The organism is Serratia sp. KG1D, assembly GCF_037150675.1.
Taxonomy (GTDB): domain Bacteria; phylum Pseudomonadota; class Gammaproteobacteria; order Enterobacterales; family Enterobacteriaceae; genus Serratia; species Serratia nematodiphila.
The window spans coordinates 930,411-947,126 of record NZ_JBAGIH010000001.1; the positions used below are offsets into that span (position 1 = coordinate 930,411).

Annotated in this window: 15 protein-coding genes; 7 read left to right on the top strand and 8 right to left on the bottom strand. The window is 57.3% G+C overall.

Features of this window, described 5'->3' with window-relative positions; translation table 11 throughout:
* The 5 genes from WFM45_RS04465 to rmf all read left to right on the top strand — a co-directional run bounded on the left by WFM45_RS04465 (position 1) and on the right by rmf (position 5,926).
* The gene (locus WFM45_RS04465; protein ID WP_015377351.1) at positions 1-1,905 is read left to right on the top strand and encodes an ABC transporter ATP-binding protein; all 1,905 of its coding nucleotides are present in this window, start codon (positions 1-3) and stop codon (positions 1,903-1,905) included.
* A gap of 73 nt (positions 1,906-1,978) precedes the next feature.
* Positions 1,979-3,295, top strand: coding sequence for a membrane integrity-associated transporter subunit PqiA (pqiA, locus tag WFM45_RS04470; protein WP_015377352.1), 1,317 nt, complete (start codon positions 1,979-1,981; stop codon positions 3,293-3,295).
* Positions 3,282-4,928 carry an intermembrane transport protein PqiB gene (gene pqiB / locus WFM45_RS04475; protein WP_049187516.1) on the top strand — a complete coding sequence of 549 codons (1,647 nt, stop codon included), beginning with the start codon at positions 3,282-3,284 and terminating at the stop codon, positions 4,926-4,928. The genes pqiA and pqiB overlap by 14 nt, the downstream gene beginning before the upstream one ends.
* A complete protein-coding gene (pqiC, locus tag WFM45_RS04480) occupies positions 4,925-5,485 on the top strand; it encodes a membrane integrity-associated transporter subunit PqiC (RefSeq protein ID WP_082996876.1) in 561 nt (186 codons plus the stop codon). Before pqiB ends, pqiC begins: the two co-directional genes overlap by 4 nt.
* A gap of 270 nt (positions 5,486-5,755) precedes the next feature.
* Complete coding sequence (gene rmf, locus WFM45_RS04485; protein ID WP_004928150.1) at positions 5,756-5,926, top strand: ribosome modulation factor; 171 nt, start codon at positions 5,756-5,758, stop codon at positions 5,924-5,926.
* A gap of 63 nt (positions 5,927-5,989) precedes the next feature.
* Here the strand turns inward: rmf and fabF are convergent, their stop codons facing one another.
* The 4 genes from fabF to WFM45_RS04505 all read right to left on the bottom strand — a co-directional run bounded on the left by fabF (position 5,990) and on the right by WFM45_RS04505 (position 10,452).
* Positions 5,990-7,267 carry a beta-ketoacyl-ACP synthase II gene (gene fabF, locus WFM45_RS04490; RefSeq protein ID WP_336954803.1) on the bottom strand — a complete coding sequence of 426 codons (1,278 nt, stop codon included), beginning with the start codon at positions 7,265-7,267 and terminating at the stop codon, positions 5,990-5,992.
* A gap of 2 nt (positions 7,268-7,269) precedes the next feature.
* Positions 7,270-7,791: a winged helix-turn-helix transcriptional regulator gene (locus tag WFM45_RS04495; protein WP_033633685.1), complete on the bottom strand. Its 522-nt coding sequence runs from the start codon at positions 7,789-7,791 to the stop codon at positions 7,270-7,272.
* A 325-nt stretch (positions 7,792-8,116) separates the two neighbouring features.
* Complete coding sequence (gene fabA / locus WFM45_RS04500) at positions 8,117-8,635, bottom strand: bifunctional 3-hydroxydecanoyl-ACP dehydratase/trans-2-decenoyl-ACP isomerase (RefSeq protein WP_004928144.1); 519 nt, start codon at positions 8,633-8,635, stop codon at positions 8,117-8,119.
* Between the two features lie 68 nt (positions 8,636-8,703).
* The gene (locus WFM45_RS04505; RefSeq protein ID WP_004928141.1) at positions 8,704-10,452 is read right to left on the bottom strand and encodes an AAA family ATPase; all 1,749 of its coding nucleotides are present in this window, start codon (positions 10,450-10,452) and stop codon (positions 8,704-8,706) included.
* Positions 10,453-10,662: 210 nt separating this feature from the next.
* Between WFM45_RS04505 and matP the strand changes: the two genes are divergently transcribed.
* A complete protein-coding gene (gene matP, locus WFM45_RS04510; RefSeq protein ID WP_004928138.1) occupies positions 10,663-11,121 on the top strand; it encodes a macrodomain Ter protein MatP in 459 nt (152 codons plus the stop codon).
* 103 nt (positions 11,122-11,224) lie between these two features.
* Here matP and ompA read toward each other — a convergent pair whose 3' ends face one another.
* Entirely contained in the window at positions 11,225-12,304 is a 1,080-nt protein-coding gene (gene ompA, locus WFM45_RS04515; protein ID WP_015377358.1) for a porin OmpA, read from the bottom strand.
* A 356-nt stretch (positions 12,305-12,660) separates the two neighbouring features.
* Positions 12,661-13,167 (bottom strand): SOS-induced cell division inhibitor SulA, encoded by a 507-nt coding sequence (gene sulA, locus WFM45_RS04520; protein ID WP_033633427.1) that lies wholly within the window; start codon positions 13,165-13,167, stop codon positions 12,661-12,663.
* 229 nt (positions 13,168-13,396) lie between these two features.
* Between sulA and WFM45_RS04525 the strand changes: the two genes are divergently transcribed.
* On the top strand, positions 13,397-14,053 hold the full coding sequence (locus WFM45_RS04525) for a TfoX/Sxy family DNA transformation protein (protein WP_033633426.1): 657 nt from the start codon (positions 13,397-13,399) through the stop codon (positions 14,051-14,053).
* 4 nt (positions 14,054-14,057) lie between these two features.
* Here the strand turns inward: WFM45_RS04525 and yccS are convergent, their stop codons facing one another.
* Entirely contained in the window at positions 14,058-16,193 is a 2,136-nt protein-coding gene (yccS, locus tag WFM45_RS04530) for a YccS family putative transporter (protein WP_048322782.1), read from the bottom strand.
* A 26-nt stretch (positions 16,194-16,219) separates the two neighbouring features.
* The gene (locus tag WFM45_RS04535; protein WP_004928120.1) at positions 16,220-16,672 is read right to left on the bottom strand and encodes a YccF domain-containing protein; all 453 of its coding nucleotides are present in this window, start codon (positions 16,670-16,672) and stop codon (positions 16,220-16,222) included.
* Positions 16,673-16,716: the final 44 nt, after the last annotated feature.

The following is a 16,716-nucleotide window of genomic DNA, read 5'->3' on the forward strand; positions in this document are numbered from 1 at the left end:
ATGTCGTTAATCAGCATGTCCGGCGCCTGGCTCTCTTTCAGCGATGCGCCACTGTTAGACAACACCGAAATTCATATTGAAGACAACGAGCGCGTGTGTCTGGTCGGGCGCAATGGCGCCGGCAAATCCACGCTGCTGAAGATCCTCGGCAAAGAGATCCCGCTGGACGACGGCCGGGTGATCTACGAACAGGATCTGATCGTGGCGCGTCTGCAACAGGATCCGCCGCGCAATATCGGCGGCAGCGTGTTCGACTTCGTGGCGGAAGGCGTTGCGGAGCAGGCAGAACACCTGAAGGCCTATCACGCGATCTCCCACCTGGTGGAAAGCGACCCGAGCGAGAAAAACCTGGCGCGCATGGCGCAAATCATGGAGATCCTCGATCACCAGGGGCTGTGGCAGCTCGACAGCCGCATCAGCGAAGTGCTGCTGCAGCTGGGGCTGAACGGCGACGCCGAGCTTTCCTCACTGTCCGGCGGCTGGCTGCGTAAAGCGGCGCTGGGCCGCGCGCTGGTGAGCTCGCCGCGCGTGTTGTTGCTCGACGAACCGACCAACCACCTGGACATCGAAACCATCGACTGGCTGGAAGGTTTCCTGAAAGAGTTCGACGGCAGCATCGTCTTCATCTCGCACGACCGTTCGTTTATCCGCAACATGGCGACGCGCATCGTCGATCTGGATCGCGGCAAGCTGGTTTCCTGGCCGGGCAACTACGATCTGTATCTGCAGAGCAAAGAAGAAGCGCTGCGGGTGGAAGAGCTGCAAAACGCCGAGTTCGACCGCAAGCTGGCGCAGGAAGAGGTCTGGATCCGTCAGGGCATCAAGGCGCGCCGCACCCGCAATGAAGGCCGCGTGCGCGCGCTGAAGGCGCTGCGCGTCGAGCGCTCGCAGCGCCGCGAAGTGATGGGCACCGCCAAGATGCAGGTGGAAGAGGCGACCCGCTCCGGCAAAATCGTGTTCGAGCTGGAAGACGTCAATTATCAGGTTGGCGAAAAGGTGCTGGTGCGCGGTTTCTCCGCCCAGGTGCAGCGCGGCGACAAGATTGCGCTGGTGGGGCCGAACGGCTGCGGCAAAACCACGCTGCTGAAACTGATGCTCGGTCAGCTGAAAGCCGACAGCGGCCGCGTGCACTGCGGCACCAAGCTGGAAGTGGCCTATTTCGACCAGCACCGCGCCGATCTCGATCCTGAGCGCACGGTGATGGACAACCTGGCGGAAGGCAAGCAGGAAGTGATGGTCAACGGCCGTCCTCGCCACGTATTGGGCTATCTGCAGGACTTCCTGTTCCACCCTAAACGCGCGATGACGCCGGTGAAGGCGCTGTCGGGCGGTGAGCGTAACCGCTTGCTGTTGGCTAAGCTGTTTCTGAAACCGAGCAATCTGTTGATCCTCGATGAACCAACCAACGATCTCGACGTCGAAACGCTGGAGCTGCTGGAAGAGCTGATCGACGGCTATCAGGGCACCGTGCTGCTGGTCAGCCACGATCGTCAGTTCGTTGACAACTCGGTGACCGAGTGCTGGATCTTCGAAGGCAACGGCGTGATCAATGCCTTCGTCGGCGGTTACTACGATGCGCATCATCAGCGCGCGACGGCGAAACCGATTCGTCAGGCGGCGCCGAGCGCGAGCAAACCGGCGGCGGAGAAAAAGGCCGAACAGCCGAAGAAAACGGCGGCCAAGCTGAGTTACAACCTGCTGCGTGAGCTGGAACAGTTGCCGCAGCGGCTCGAACAGCTGGAAGCGGAAATCGAAGCGCTGCAGGCGCAGATGAGCGACGCCGACTTCTTCACGCGGCCGCATAGCGAAACGCAAGAAGTGCTGACAGCGCTGGCTGATGCCGAGCAAGCGCTGGAACAGGCTTTCGCCCGTTGGGAAGAGCTGGAAGCGATGAAAAACGGCTGACCGTTGCGATGCCGCCCGCGCGCTGCTGCGGGCGGCATCGACGTGCCGGTGAGCGACGTTATTTAGGAGGAATATGGTGTGTTCCCACAACAATCATCAGCAGCATAGTCATTCCGCACCCTCGGCGGCGCAGCAGGATAACCTGATGCTGTGTCCGCAGTGCGACATGCTGGTGGCGCTGCCGCCGCTGGCCTATGGCAGCAAAGCGGTATGCCCGCGCTGCAAAACCACGCTCAGCGCCCGCTGGGACGAGCCGCGCAAGCGGCCGATCGGTTACGCGCTCAGCGCCTTGTTCATGCTGGTGCTGGCCAACATTTTCCCGTTTATCAACATGCGCGTCGCCGGCCTCGGCAACGAAATCCGGCTGATCCAAATCCCGGAAGTGATGGTGGCGGAAGACTACGCCAGCATGGCCACCTTGTTTATGGTGTTCGTGCAGCTGATCCCGGCGTTTTGCATGGTGGCGATTATCCTGCTGTGCGCCAGAGTGCGCTTGCCGCTGGGGCTCAAAGAGTGGATGGCTCGGGTGCTGTTCCAGTTCAAGACCTGGTGCATGGTGGAAATTTTCCTTGCCGGGGTGCTGGTCAGCTTCGTCAAGCTGATGGCCTACGGCGATATCGGCATCGGCAGTAGCTTCGTGCCTTACTGCCTGTTCTGCCTGCTGCAGGTGCGCGCCTTCCAGTGCGTGGATCGGCGCTGGCTGTGGCAGGATATCGAACCGGCGCCGCGACTGCATCGCCCGCTGACGGTGGGGCGCACCGGCATGCGCCAGGGCGTGCGCTCCTGCGCGTGCTGCACGGCGATCCTGCCGGCCGATCAGGTGCGCTGTCCGCGCTGTCACACCAAGGGCTACGTGCGGCGTCGTCACAGCCTGCAGTGGACGCTGGCGCTGCTGGTGACCTCTGTCATGCTGTATATTCCGGCCAACCTGATGCCGATCATGGTGACCGAGGCGCTGGGCAACAAGATGAACTCCACCATCATGGCGGGGGTGATCCTGCTGTGGGGGGACGGCTCTTATCCGGTGGCGATGGTGATTTTCATCGCCAGTATCATGGTGCCGTCGCTGAAAATGTTGGCGATCGGCTGGCTGTGCTGGGATGCGAACGGCAGGAAGAAACCGCGCGCCGACAGCGAGCGTATGCATCTGATTTATGAAGTGGTTGAATTCGTTGGCCGTTGGTCAATGATCGACGTGTTTGTGATCGCCGTGCTGTCGGCGCTGGTGCGAATGGGGCAGTTGATGAGCATTTATCCCGCGACGGGCGCCGTGCTGTTCGCGCTGGTGGTAATCCTCACCATGTTCGCCGCCATGACATTTGATCCCCGGCTGACCTGGGATCGCGCAAGTGAAACAATCAACAAGGAGCCGCAAGGTGACGGAAAATAATCATAGCGTCGCAGACGTTGAGAAGATCAAACGCTGGTCGCCGGTGTGGATCATTCCCATCGTGACCGCGCTGATCGGCGCCTGGATCCTGTTTTACCACTTCAGCCATCAGGGGCCGGTGGTGACGCTGGTGACCTCGACGGCGGAAGGGCTGGAAGCGGGTAAAACCAAAATCAAAAGCCGCAGCGTTGACGTCGGCGTGGTGGAAACCGTCACGTTGAGCGATGACCTGAGCAAGGTGATGGTGCAGGCTCGCCTCAATTCCGGCATGGAAAAATTGCTGCGCCAGGATTCCGCTTTCTGGGTGGTGAAGCCGCAGATCGGCCGTGAAGGCGTCTCCGGGCTGGGCACGCTGCTCTCCGGCGCCTATATCGAACTGCAGCCGGGCAACAAAGGCAAAGACGGCAAAGACAACTATCAGCTGCTCGATGCGCCGCCGCTGGCTTCCCCGGATGCCAAAGGGTTGCGCATCGTGCTGGACAGCGAGAAATCAGGCCAGCTCAACGCCGGCGATCCGGTGCTGTTCCGCGGTTATCGCGTCGGGTCGGTGGAAACCAGCTACTTCGATCCTAAAGAGCGCGCTATGCGCTATCAGCTGTTCATCACCGCGCCTTACGATCAGTTGGTCACCACCAACGTGCGCTTCTGGAAAGACAGCGGCGTGGCGTTTGACATGTCGGCGCAGGGCATGCGGGTGGAGATGGGCTCGTTGACCACGCTGTTCAGCGGCGGGGTCAGTTTTGACGTGCCGGACGGTTGGGATCGCGGCGATCAGGCGAAAGAGAAGGCGGAATATCAGCTGTTCGACAACCAGCGCAGCACGCAGGATTCGCTGTATACCGTGCATAAGGATTACCTGCTGTTCTTCTCCGACTCGGTACGCGGCCTGCAGCCGGGCGCGCCGGTCGAGTTCCGCGGCATCCGTCTGGGTACGGTGGCGCAGGTGCCGTTCTATAAAGACGGCATGGCGCAGCGTCTGGATAACGATTACCGCATTCCGGTGCTGATCCGCATCGAGCCGGATCGCTTCCAGAAACAGCTGGGCGGCAACTTCGATATTGAAGGGCACCTGAAAGATGCGGAGTCTCGCGGCATGCGCGCCTCGATGAAGTCCGCCAACCTGCTGACCGGTTCTCTGTACATCGATCTCGACTTCTATCCGCAGGAAAAACCGTGGAAAGGGCCGCGCGAGCTGTTCGGTTATCCGCTGATGCCGACCACCAGCGGCGGTCTGGCGCAGATCCAGCAGAAATTGATGCAGACGTTGGATAAGATTAATTCGATGCCGATCAATCCGATGATCAACGAAGCGACCAAGACGCTGGCGGAAAGTCAGAAAACCATGAAGTCGACGCAGCAGACCATGAAGTCGCTGAACGACATCATCGCCAGCAAAGAGATGCAGGCGCTGCCGCAGGACATGCAGAAAACGCTGCTGGAGCTGAACCGCAGCATGAAAGGGCTCCAGCCTGGTTCACCGGCTTACAACAAGATGGTGGGCGACATGCAGCGCCTCGATCAGGTATTGCGTGAGCTGCAACCGGTGCTGCGCACCCTGAATGAGAAGAGCAACGCGCTGGTGTTTGAAGCCGCCGGCAGCACTGACCCTCAGCCGAAGAAGGCCACGAAATGATGAAATGGATCCCGGTAGCCCTGGCGCTGTTGCTCAGCGCCTGCAGCAGTTCGCCACAGAAGACTTACTATCAGTTGCCGGCGCTGGGTGCGCCTGCTGCGGCCAGCAGCAGCGGCGCTTCCACGCGCCAGCTGTGGCTGGAACACGTGAGCGTGGCGGATTATCTGGCGCAGAGCGGCGTGGTGTATCAGACCAACGACGTACAGTATGTGATAGCCCAGAACAACCTGTGGGCCAGCCCGCTCGACCAGCAGCTGCAGCAAACGCTGGTCACCAACCTGAGCAGCTCGCTGCCGGGCTGGGTGGTCTCTTCACAGCCGATGAGCAGCGATCAGGATGTGCTGAACGTGACCATCAGCGGCTTCCACGGCCGTTTTGACGGCAAGGCGATCATTCGCGGCGAGTGGGTGCTGAATCGCCAGGGGCGTTTGATCAAACGGCCTTTCAGCCTGGAATTGAAACAGGGTGAAGACGGCTATGATGCCCTGGTGCGCACTCTGGCGCAGGGATGGCAGCAGGAAGCTCAGGCTATCGCAGCACAGATGGGCGGCATTTAGTCATAATTTGGTCTAAAATCGTCTAATCCCTGTCGGCGTGAAAATCCGTTTTTTTTCGCTGGCAGGGATTTATATTTCATTTCAAACAGTTAACCCCTTTCCCAGCAGATCAGCCACTTAGCACTTTCCTCGGGCGTAGCTCACAAATATGACATTGGCGTGAATTTTGCGCATTGATCTTCTCTTCTTTTAGCGCTATTGATTACTCGTGGCTGCGCAAAAAGCAGCCATTGTTTTCTTTCCACCAGACCAAAATGAGGGAAACGAGGCATGAAGAGACAGAAACGCGATCGTCTGGAAAGGGCGCATTCGAGAGGGTATCAGGCAGGTATTTTAGGGCGTTCCAGGGAACATTGTCCCTACCAATCATCGGTGGACGCCCGGTCTCAATGGCTGGGAGGTTGGCGAGAAGCCATGGAAGACAGGGCTGTGACCGCTTAAGCGGCTCCCTGTCAAATAAAAGGAATAACCTCCGCCCTTGGCGGAGGTTTTTGTTTGTGCCGTTTACTCGTCCTGCCAGCGTTTCAGTAGAATACTCGCATTCACGCCGCCAAAGCCGAAGCCGTTCGATAAGGCGTAGGTTATGCTCATCGGTTCAGCCCGTTTCGCGACCAGGTGTAAACCTGCCGCCGCCGGATCGGGATTGTCCAGATTCAGCGTCGCGGGGGCGATCTGATCGCGCAGCGCCAAGGCGGTAAAGATGGTTTCCAGCCCGCCGGCGGCGCCGAGCAGGTGCCCGGTGGCGGATTTTGTCGAGGTTACCGCGACGCTTCCTGTCGTGCCAAACAGGTGTTTGATGGCATTGATTTCGCCCAGATCGCCCACGGGCGTTGAGGTCGCGTGTGCGTTTAAATGCTGAACCTCTTCTGGGGCGACGTTCGCCTGCTTCAACGCGATTTTCATCGCCCGATAAGCACCGTTGCCGTCTTCGGCACCGGAGGTCATGTGGTAGGCGTCGGCGCTGGTGCCATAACCGACGATTTCCGCGAGCGGTGTGGCACCGCGCGCCCGCGCGTGTTCCAGCGTTTCAATCACCAGCATGCCGGCACCTTCCCCCATGACAAATCCGTCCCGCGCACTGTCGAAAGGCCGGGAAGCCTGCCTTGCCAACTCGGCCGGTACGGTGGACATAGCGCGCGCGGCGGCGAATCCGCCCAGGCTGACGGTGTCGATAGCGGCTTCGGTACCGCCGCACAGCGCGATATCGGCCTCATCATTGCGGATCAGACGCACAGCGTCGCCAATGGCTTGCACGCCGGCCGCACAGGCGGTGACCGGTGCGCCAATCGGGCCTTTGAAGTGATGCTTGATGGAAACATGGCCGGCCGCCAGATTGACCAGAAAAGAGGGGATGGTGAAGGGCGACAGGCGCTTGGCGCCGCGGTTGTCGGTGGTGCGTACCGCCTGGGCAATCGCCGGGAAGCCGCCAATGCCCGAGGCGATGACGGTGGCGGTGCGCTCTTGTTTTTCCTCCGTATCGGCTATCCAGCCGGCCTGACGAACGGCTTCATCCGCCGCCGCCATGGCAAACAGGATAAAGCGATCCATTTTCTTTTGGTCCTTGGGGGCGACGGAAGCGTCGGGGTTGAAGCCCGCTTCAGCATCCTGCGCCAGCGCCGGAACCTGACCTCCGACCTTGATCGGTAAATCTGCAACGATCTCGTCAGGCAAAGCCCGAATGCCGGACTCTCCTTTTAACAAACGTTGCCAGATGGTCTCCACGCCGCGCCCTAACGGTGAAACGGCGCCCATGCCGGTAATAACGATACGACGATTGCTCATGACTACTCCTTGGTAAGTTCGGATAAATCGGCGAGGCGCCGTTGCCGCATCAGTGCGGCGCGTTGATGTATGCCTTCATTTGCCGCAGGCCCTGGTGCCAGCGTAATAAACTGCGGCGGCACCTGCTGTTGGGTATCGACATTGACCAATTGGACCTGGATCGGCCGATCGGTGCGGCCGTCGACTAACAAGGCGCTGATGTCACCGTCGATCAAATGGCGATTGCCCCATTCTGAGAGAGCTGCCAGCACGGGGAGAAAATCGTTGCCGCGTTCGGTGAGCAGATACTGATAGCGAACCGGCCGCGTTTGATAACGTTGCTTATGCAGAATGCCGTGGGCTACCAAATCCTTCAGTCGCCGGGCCAGGAGAGTCGGTGACATCCCCAGACTTTGTTGGAATTCGTCGAATTTGGATAACCCCTGAAAGGCATCACGCAGGATCAGGATGCTCCACCATTCTCCGACACGATCTAATGAACGTGCGACGGGGCAAGGTGCATCGCTAAAGCGGGTTTTTTGCATATCGGCCCTTGGTTGGTACATTTATTGTAGTTACATGGGTGGCTATACTAGGTGATTTTAAGGGGCAAGAAAATAACCGGATGCAAAAAACACTATCGTGTCGATAGCTGGCTGTGGGGAGGGTGCGCTCAAACTGGCCTGTGGCTTTGACCGTTTCGGGTAGGAAAAGGGTAGAGACAGGAGGGATAAATCGGTTCGGTAGCGGGCGATTAAAGGAGGTGGGTAGTCTTTAAAAGGTAAGAGAAAGAAATGCCATCACGCTGGGCGTGATGGCATGCGAAGAGCATTAGCAAAGAAGACGATGGCCGCCCTCTCGTCTGCGTGATTAGAACGCAGTGGTATCCTTGAACAGACCCACTTTCAGATCGGTGGCGGTATAGATCACTTCGCCGTCAACCAGTACTTCGCCATCGGCGACGCCCATGATCAGCTTACGGGTGATGACGCGTTTGAAGTTAATACGGTAGGTCACTTTTTTCGCGGTTGGCAGCACCTGGCCGGTAAACTTGACTTCACCAACGCCCAGCGCGCGGCCTTTGCCTTCGCCACCCAGCCAACCGAGGTAGAAACCGACCAACTGCCACATCGCATCCAGGCCCAGACAGCCTGGCATGACCGGATCGCCGATAAAGTGGCAACCGAAGAACCATAGGTCCGGATTAATATCCAGCTCCGCTTCCACATAACCTTTGTTGTGAGTCCCGCCGTCTTCGGTCATCTTGACCACGCGGTCCATCATCAACATGTTACCTGCCGGCAACGGTGGGCCACCGGCGCCGAACAGCTCGCCACGGCCGGATGCTTCGAGGTCTTCTTTCGTATAGGAATCGCGTTTATCTACCATGTTCTCAGTAAGCCTTATTTTAATGAAGGACGCAGGTTAGCTAACACGTGTACGCTGAACAAGTCCGATCAGCCGTGGTTGAACCAGTTGAGCCAGCGCAGCGGCCACGGACGACGGCGTTCCTGCAGGCTCACCTGCGCAATCCGTTCCTGAATGGCCGCCAACAAATTCGGCTGTTGTTCGTCAGAGTAGAGGCAACCTGTGAGCAAAGGCAAGGCTTCCGCCGCGCTCTCTACCGCCCACAGATGGAACTGCCCCTCTCGCACCGCATCGACGATATCCTGGCGCAGACACAGATGGCGCACGTTGGTCACGGGCAATACGACACCCTGTTTGCCGGTCAGGCCGCGGCGTACGCAAACCTCGAAGAAGCCTTCGATCTTTTCGTTAACGCCACCTATCGGCTGTACGTTGCCGAATTGGTCGACGGAGCCGGTGACGGCGATCTGCTGGGTGATAGGTTGCTGTGACAGGGCGCTGACCAATGCGCATAGCTCAGCCAGCGAGGCGCTGTCACCATCCACTTCACCATAAGATTGCTCAAAGACGATGGAAGCGGAGAAGGGCAGCTGCTGATCAAGATCCAGTTCGGCGATCAGAAACGCCTGCATGATCATCATGCCTTTAGCGTGCAGGTTGCCGCCCAGTTCGGCTTTGCGCTCGACGTCGGTGAACTCGCCGTCGCCGAGATGCACAACGCAACTAATGCGCGACGGTTCGCCAAAGCTGCGTGGATGACCGGGATAATCCAGGACTGACAGACCGTTGATCTGTCCGACCACTTCACCCTCGGTCTCAATCAGGATCTGACCCAACTCAATCTCATCCTGCATACGCTCGGCCAGATAGCTTTCGCGCCATTCTCGGGCATTTAACGCCGCCTCGAACGCTTTGGCCGTAATGCGATCTTCTTCGGCATACAGTGCGGCTTCGGATAGCTGCTGGCCAAGCCAAACCGGCGAGAGTGGCAGAATGCCCTGATCGCCACTGTAACGCACCGCCTGGACGATCAGCGGCGGCCAGGCGTCGTTCGCCAGCATCGGCAATTGCTGGTCGGCAATCACGCCGTTGACGTAACCGCACCACTGCGCCATATCATCAACTTCAGTCAGCTGCAGATCGTCTTCGAATTCACCGTAGATCGCTTGTTCACTCAGTTCCGGCTCGATATCGTGAAAATCGGCCAGGCCGTGACGGTCGCCGACTACAATCAGCCGCAGATCCAGCGGCATCGGTGGAATGGCTACCGGCAGCGGGCGGGTTTCGTCTGGCGAAACCCAGTGGAACTGGCGCTGACCGATCATTTGCTTCAGCCGCAGCCACAGCAACGGCTGAGCAAGCAGCGCTCGCGCCGACAGAATCAGAATGCCGCCGTTGGCCTGGTGCACCAGACCCGGCTGCAGGGTAATGTCGCCATTGTGGATCCGTACGCAGCCAAACAGCTGTTCCGGTTCAATCCACTCCTGGAACAGACAAGCGCCGCCGGCGGCAAAAGGTTCATCGCCACGGCTGGCTGTCTCGACGCTGACCTTGCCATCCTGAATGACATAGTGGCTGCCGCGGCATGCCGTATTTTTCGGCAGCAGTGGTTTGACGGCGTGAGCGATCAGTTCCAGATACTCTCGCGTTTCTTGCGCTTTCAACAGCATGAAACGCGGTGGCGATTGGGGGTGGCAAAATAGCGTCAGGGCATTTTCCAGCCGAGGCTGAATGGCGGAAAAGGGCACGGGTGCCAACTGAGCGGCGGTATCAAATATCGCCTGATAAGGCGTTACGTCCGGCAATAAAGATTGCCATTCAAGTCGGTTATTGGTCAAAGTGTTAGATGCAATCGTTAAAAAGGGAAAGGGCGATTATACAAGAATAACGGCGGCTTGATACATGCGGAGTGCCAGTTGGCATCAGGGAGTTTGACATCGCGCGGTGACTGTGCAAAAAACAGTCTAAAAGACGGTTTAATTGCCGGGGAAATTCGGCGCAAAGCTGTTATGCTTATTTGAAGTTACGCGGTCACTGAAGAGCTCAAGATGAAATATCAGCAACTGGAAAATCTGGAGAGCGGTTGGAAATGGAAGTACCTGGTGAAAAAGCATCGGGAAGGGGAACTCATTACCCGCTACATTGAAAACAGCGCTGCTCAGGAGGCGGTTAACGAGCTGCTGAAGCTGGAAAATGAGCCGGTAAAGGTACTTGCATGGATTGCCGCTCATATGAATCCGGAACTGGATAACCGGATGAAACAAACGATCCGCGCCCGCCGCAAACGTCATTTTAACGCAGAACATCAGCATACGCGTAAAAAATCTATCGATCTGGAGTTTTTGGTTTGGCAACGATTGGCTGCCCTGGCGCGCCGCCGTGGCGTTACGCTGTCGGAAACCGTCGTGCAGCTTATCGAAGACGCTGAACGCAAAGAAAAGTATGCGAACCAGATGTCGTCGTTGAAAGAAGACTTGAAGGCGATTCTTGGCAAAGATCCCAAGTAAGCGCGTGAGAACGCCCCTATGGCGCCAGGCATTGAATGTTCTGGCAACAAGAGGACGAAAAAAAAACCCCGCATTGGCGGGGTTTTTTATTAGGCGAGTAAACTTAGCCCTGAGGCTGAGTTACAACGTCTTTGATACCTTTAACTTCGATCTCTACGCGACGATCTGGTGCCAGGCAAGCGATCTGAGCTTTGGTAGCGCGGCCAGATTTGTAGCCACAGGTGTTGCCTGTAACTGCATCTGCTTCACCCATACCACGTGCAGAGATTTTGTCTGACGGGATGCCTTTGGAGACCAGGTAGTCAACAACGCTCTGTGCGCGTTGTTCAGACAGTTTCTGGTTGTACTGGTCAGAACCAACTGCGTCGGTGTAACCCAGAACAACTACGGAGCCGTCTTTAGGATCCATGGAGCTCAGCTGGGTGTACAGCTGATCCAGAGCCTGCTGGCCTTCTGCTTTCAGAGTAGATTTGTTGAAGTTGAACAGCACGTCAGACTTCAGAGTGAAACGCTTGGTTTCAACAACTGGAGCTGGAGCCGGAGCTGGTGCTGGAGCAACTACGTCATCCTGACCGAAGCGGTAAGAAACGCCCAGGCTCAGCATGGTGTTGTCTGGACGTGCGCCAACGGTACCTGCGTCACCGATGTTGCTTACGAACTGGTAATCCAGGCGAGTAGCCCAGTTTTTGGTCAGTGCGTATTCAACACCAACAGCAGCCAGCGGAGAAACGCCGGTGTCGTGGTCGCTCAGACGCTGACCAGTACGGCCGTAGTTAGCTTTGGAGTCTGCACGCCATACCATACCACCCAGACGAGTGTAGATGTCCAGATCGTCAGCAATTGGGTAGCTCAGTTTAGCGGCCAGTTGAACGCCCTGCGCTTTGAAAGCACCGTTGTTCACGCTGCCTTTGTAAGGCATGCGGCCGAGCCAGTCATAGCCCAGCTCGAAGCCCAGGTATTGGTTTGCCTGGTAGCCCAGGAACGCGCCGGCACCCAGCTGATCTTTATGGGTTGGGCCGTTGCCGATACCGTTCTGGTAACCGTTGCCGTAGAAACCAGTGTCATGGTACTGGGACCAGCCCAGTTTAGCACCGGTGTACCAGGTGTTATCTTTTGGAGCGGCTTGCGCTACGGTAGCGAAACCTGCCAGTGCCACTGCTAATGCGATAGCTGTCTTTTTCATTTTGCGCCTCGTTATCATCCAAATAGGCAATGAGCTTTAAAGCTGTTTAAGCCCTTGGTTAAATTCCTTCGCCAAGGTTTAAGCCCTCGTTTGTTACTCGCCAGTTTTTCTGACGTTATAGAGCAACCTTGGCGATGTAAAGTCTACAACGTGGCGCGAAAGTTACAAGTGTGATGTGATAAGGCTCTAAAAAAAAACGCGGAATCGTACATATTTGCTAACATTCTTAGCCTAAAAAAGCGGCGATCCATCGAGCGTTTTTGCCTGCCAAACCGCAGCCGGACTCGCTTTTTGCCTTCCCCCGCAAAGGTTCCGCTTAGGGGGTGCGAAAATGATGGGAAAAATCCTAAATTTACTTAATGATACAAAGAAGAGTGAATTTTTAGGGTGGAACAGTGTCCGGGAGTCGGGCTAATGTCACGTTGAGGGCGCATGATAAACCCATAGGCATTACCCAATTCTGCCGCACGTCTTAATTTTAGACGATCCTCCTCCGTTAGCTCGGGCAACCAGCCGAGAACTACGCTGTAATTTCCCGTTTGCAGCGCTTTTTCCATAGCCTCGACCGTATTCACCGGGCTGATCTGGCTCAATTGCACCATTTTATCTACAGGCAGGCCGGATTGCTGCAGCCATTGCTTGCTTAATTTTTGCTGCGGCGTCAGCCACAGAAGCCAGCGAGACTGCTTGCCCAATTGCAGCAGCAGGGGCAACAGTAATTGGGCCACTGCGGGCTGGCGCTCGTTGTAAACAAGTTCACTGATCAAGCCATTCTCTTTGCCGATATCCGTGTTCTTCGCAACATTGCGCGTTGTATAAGAGCCATGGCCGAAATGAGGTTGGTAGAGTGATTGAGTACGCATAAAGTTCCCGCCCGTCGTGTTACTGTATGTTTGTACAGTATCTCTGATTTAGGATAAGATCAACCCAAATTTTCGTAGCGGCTCGCATAATTGCGATCATTTTTTGTACTGGCGGTTTTTGTGATTGGCAGGCGGGCGGATAGTGCGTATTTTTCTAATTAGTTGTTCACGTTACTTTTTTCATTGATGAGAGAAATAATACGGCCAGAACCTAAAAAGGAGGAACGCTATGAAAAGGATGTCGACGAGAAGGATCGCGCAGGCTAAAAATTGCTTTGCGGCGCTGGGCGCTATCACAACACGATCACAGTTTGGCGGCTATGGGCTGCTGGCTGAAGGGATAATGTTTGCGGTAGTAGCGGAAGGGGAATTGTACTTGCGGGCTACGGCGAGCATGGAACCGGCCTTTCGCGCCCGGGGCATGGTCAATATGGTCTATTCCAAGCGCGGTGTGCCCATCACGTTGCGCTATTACTGGGTTGACGAGTCGCTGTGGCGGGAACGCAACGAGCTGGTAGGGTTGGCCTGGCAGGCCATCAGGGAAGCGCGCCGAGAGCAGCGGCTCAAGGCCGGCGATCACGGCAGATTGAAGGCGTTGCCAAATATAGATGTCAACATGGAGCGCTTGCTATGGCGAGCGGGTATCCGCAATGCCTATGACCTGCGGCTGCATGGCGCCAAACGTAGCTATCTTCGCCTGCTGCAACAGCAGACCAATCTGGGGTTGCGCGTGCTGCTGTCGCTGGGCGGCGCGCTAGCCGGCTATCATCAGGCGGCATTGCCGACCGAATTGCGCAACGAACTGGTACGCTGGTTCGATCATACGATGGCTATGCGCCGCCATGGGCATGAGCCAGTAGTTCAGGGCCCATCGAGCGGGCCCTGAATAATTAGGTTGCCTTATTGATTTGGGTATGGAGTGCGGTGAGTTCCGGCAGCAGCTCGAGCATTAGCCCCACCTGCTGCAAAACCAACTGTTCTTTGCTTTCAGGTTCCGGAACGGCTGCGCGAATGCGCTCCGCCAGCTGTTCCAGCGCTTGCGCAATACGCTGGCTGTTCCGTTCTTCCTGATGCAAGGCGCCGTCCACGTAACACACGGCATCATTGAGCAGATCGAGTGTGGCAGGGGTATTCAACCGCTCGCGGTGCGCCCCCAACGCCGAGATATAACTCAGGAGAGTGTGGTTCAGGCAGAGCAGACGGAAGGCGGCTTCCTGCAACGCCTTGTCGGCCTTGGGATCGGCGGACATGTTGGAGATGACCGAAGCCAGTTCTGCATCGCTGTTGTGGGCATCTCGCCGCGCGATGCGGTAAGCGAGCCCGTTATCCTTACCCTGATGATATTGCACCAGAATGGCGTCCAGATAGCGACAGTTGGCATTCAGCGTTTTATCCACCACCGCCGGCAGCTGGCGGAATTTCCAGTCCGGCCAGATAAAGCTGACCGCCGCCCAGGCGATGGCGCAACCCAACAAGGTATCGTAAACGCGCGGGGCTGCTACTTCGAAACCTTCACCCAACAGGTTAAAGCACAGCAACACAAGCAGCGTGATGAACATCGTTGCATGGGCATACTGTACGGTGCGAAAAGCGAAGAACAGGACACCGGTGATGACGATCAACACCAGTTGTCCTTCTACGGAAGGCACGAAATAGAGGATTGGCAGGCCGATCAGGATACCGGCCAGAGTGCCGATGATGCGCAGCGCCAGGCGCCGGCGGGTCGCGTTGTAGTTCGGTTGGCAGACGAACAGGCTGGTCAACAGGATCCAGTAACCGTGTTGCATGCCGGTGAACTGGATGAAGGCGTAACCCACGCACAGCACTACCGACATGCGGATCGCATGGCGGAACAGGGCAGACTGCGGCGTCAAATGGCGGCTGATGCGCAGTCGGATGTCGCTCCAGCCGGTTAAGCGATCGTCGGCCAGGCTGTTCTCTTCCGCCTGCCCGCTGGCCAGCGTCTGCTCTGACTCGATATTGGCCAGCTGCGCATCGATCGCATGCAGGTTTTTCAGCAGGTGCGCCAGCGCTTTGGTTTGCTCTGAATTGCCCTGGGTTTCGGTTATGCGTGCCAAGGCCTCCTGAATGCGGCTGAAGGCTGGCTCAAAACGCGGGTTGTGCTGGTATTTTTGCCGCAGCAGGATCGATTGTGCCAGCTGGCGGCAGGCGCGCGCCTGCATGCTCAGCAAACGCTGGAAGCGAAATAAAATATCGCTGTGACGGAATTGCCGGCTGAGCGCGTGGTACTGAACATGGGAAGAGCTGGCGCGTTCGTGGATATCCTGCGCGACAAAATAGTAGTGCAAGGTGCGGCGGGTGCCGCGTTGGCCGCGATCGCCTTTCAGGCGCGTCAGCAGCGAGGCTTTGGTCTGGTTCAGCAACGCGACCAACGCGCTGTTGGCCATCGCGACATCCATCCATGGCAGGTCGGCGTCGCGTTCGGCGTCGGGATCGAACAGGTTGGCCTTGGCATCCAGATAGTTGGCCAGCTGCTCGTAGCAGCGCGCCAGGTTCTCTTGCAGCGGGCGGATAGGGAACAGCAGGTGGCCCGCCAGCGTCAGCAGGTTATACCACAGCGCGCCGATCACCAGCAGCAGCGGTTGCTGATACCAGGCATCGTACATGGCGGTGCCGAGCATGGTGTAAACCGCGATCAGCAGCGCGCCGAAGGCGATGGTGGCGTAACGTTGCCCTAAGGCGCCCAGCAGGATAAAACCGCAGGTTGAGGTGGTTAAGCCAAGGGCGAACAACCAGGGATAGGGAAACAGCAGCTCGATTGAAGCGGAGGCGACAAAGAAGCACACCAACGTGATCAGCAGGTTGCGTAACCTGCCGGCCAGGCGGTCGTCCAAATCGGTCAGTGCCGCTGCCACCACGCCCAGCGTCAGCGGGATAGTCAGCTTGGGAATGCCCAGCCACCAGGGAACGGCGGTGGTGCCGATCAGCGCAATAAGAATGCGCAGGTGGTACAGCAGATTGCTGTTGTAGGTATAACGACGTACTGCGGGTGCAAAAGAGAGCACAAAAAACTCCTCAAACGGAGAAAAAATTAACGCTGATGATAGTGGCGGCGAGCATTCTCAATACGCGCTTGCTGAGCCATTTCTACCGAGACGACGCGGCGCCCCACCGGCCACAGCGCGATGGCGGCTATTTTGAAATTGGCGATACCGACCGGAATGCCGATGATTGAAACGCATTGCACGATACCGGCGGCGATGTGCGACAGGCACAGCCACCAGCCGAACAGCACCAGCCAGATAATGTTGAGCAGTGAGCCGCCGGCGGAGAGCAGCGCATTGCTTTTCTCCGGGTACAGTTCATCGACATGTATCGCCTCGTTGCCGAACGGCACCAGCGACAGCTTGGTTATTTCCCAGCAGGAGCGAGTGAGCGGCAGCGTGATGACCAGCAGCACGCTGAACACCGTAGCAATGAGCCAGCCTAGCGTGGTGAAGAAACCGCCCAACACAAAATTAAGAATATTCAGTACAGTACGCATAGACGTCATTCTGCTCTAATGATAGCCAAACCGCGATGCGGGCG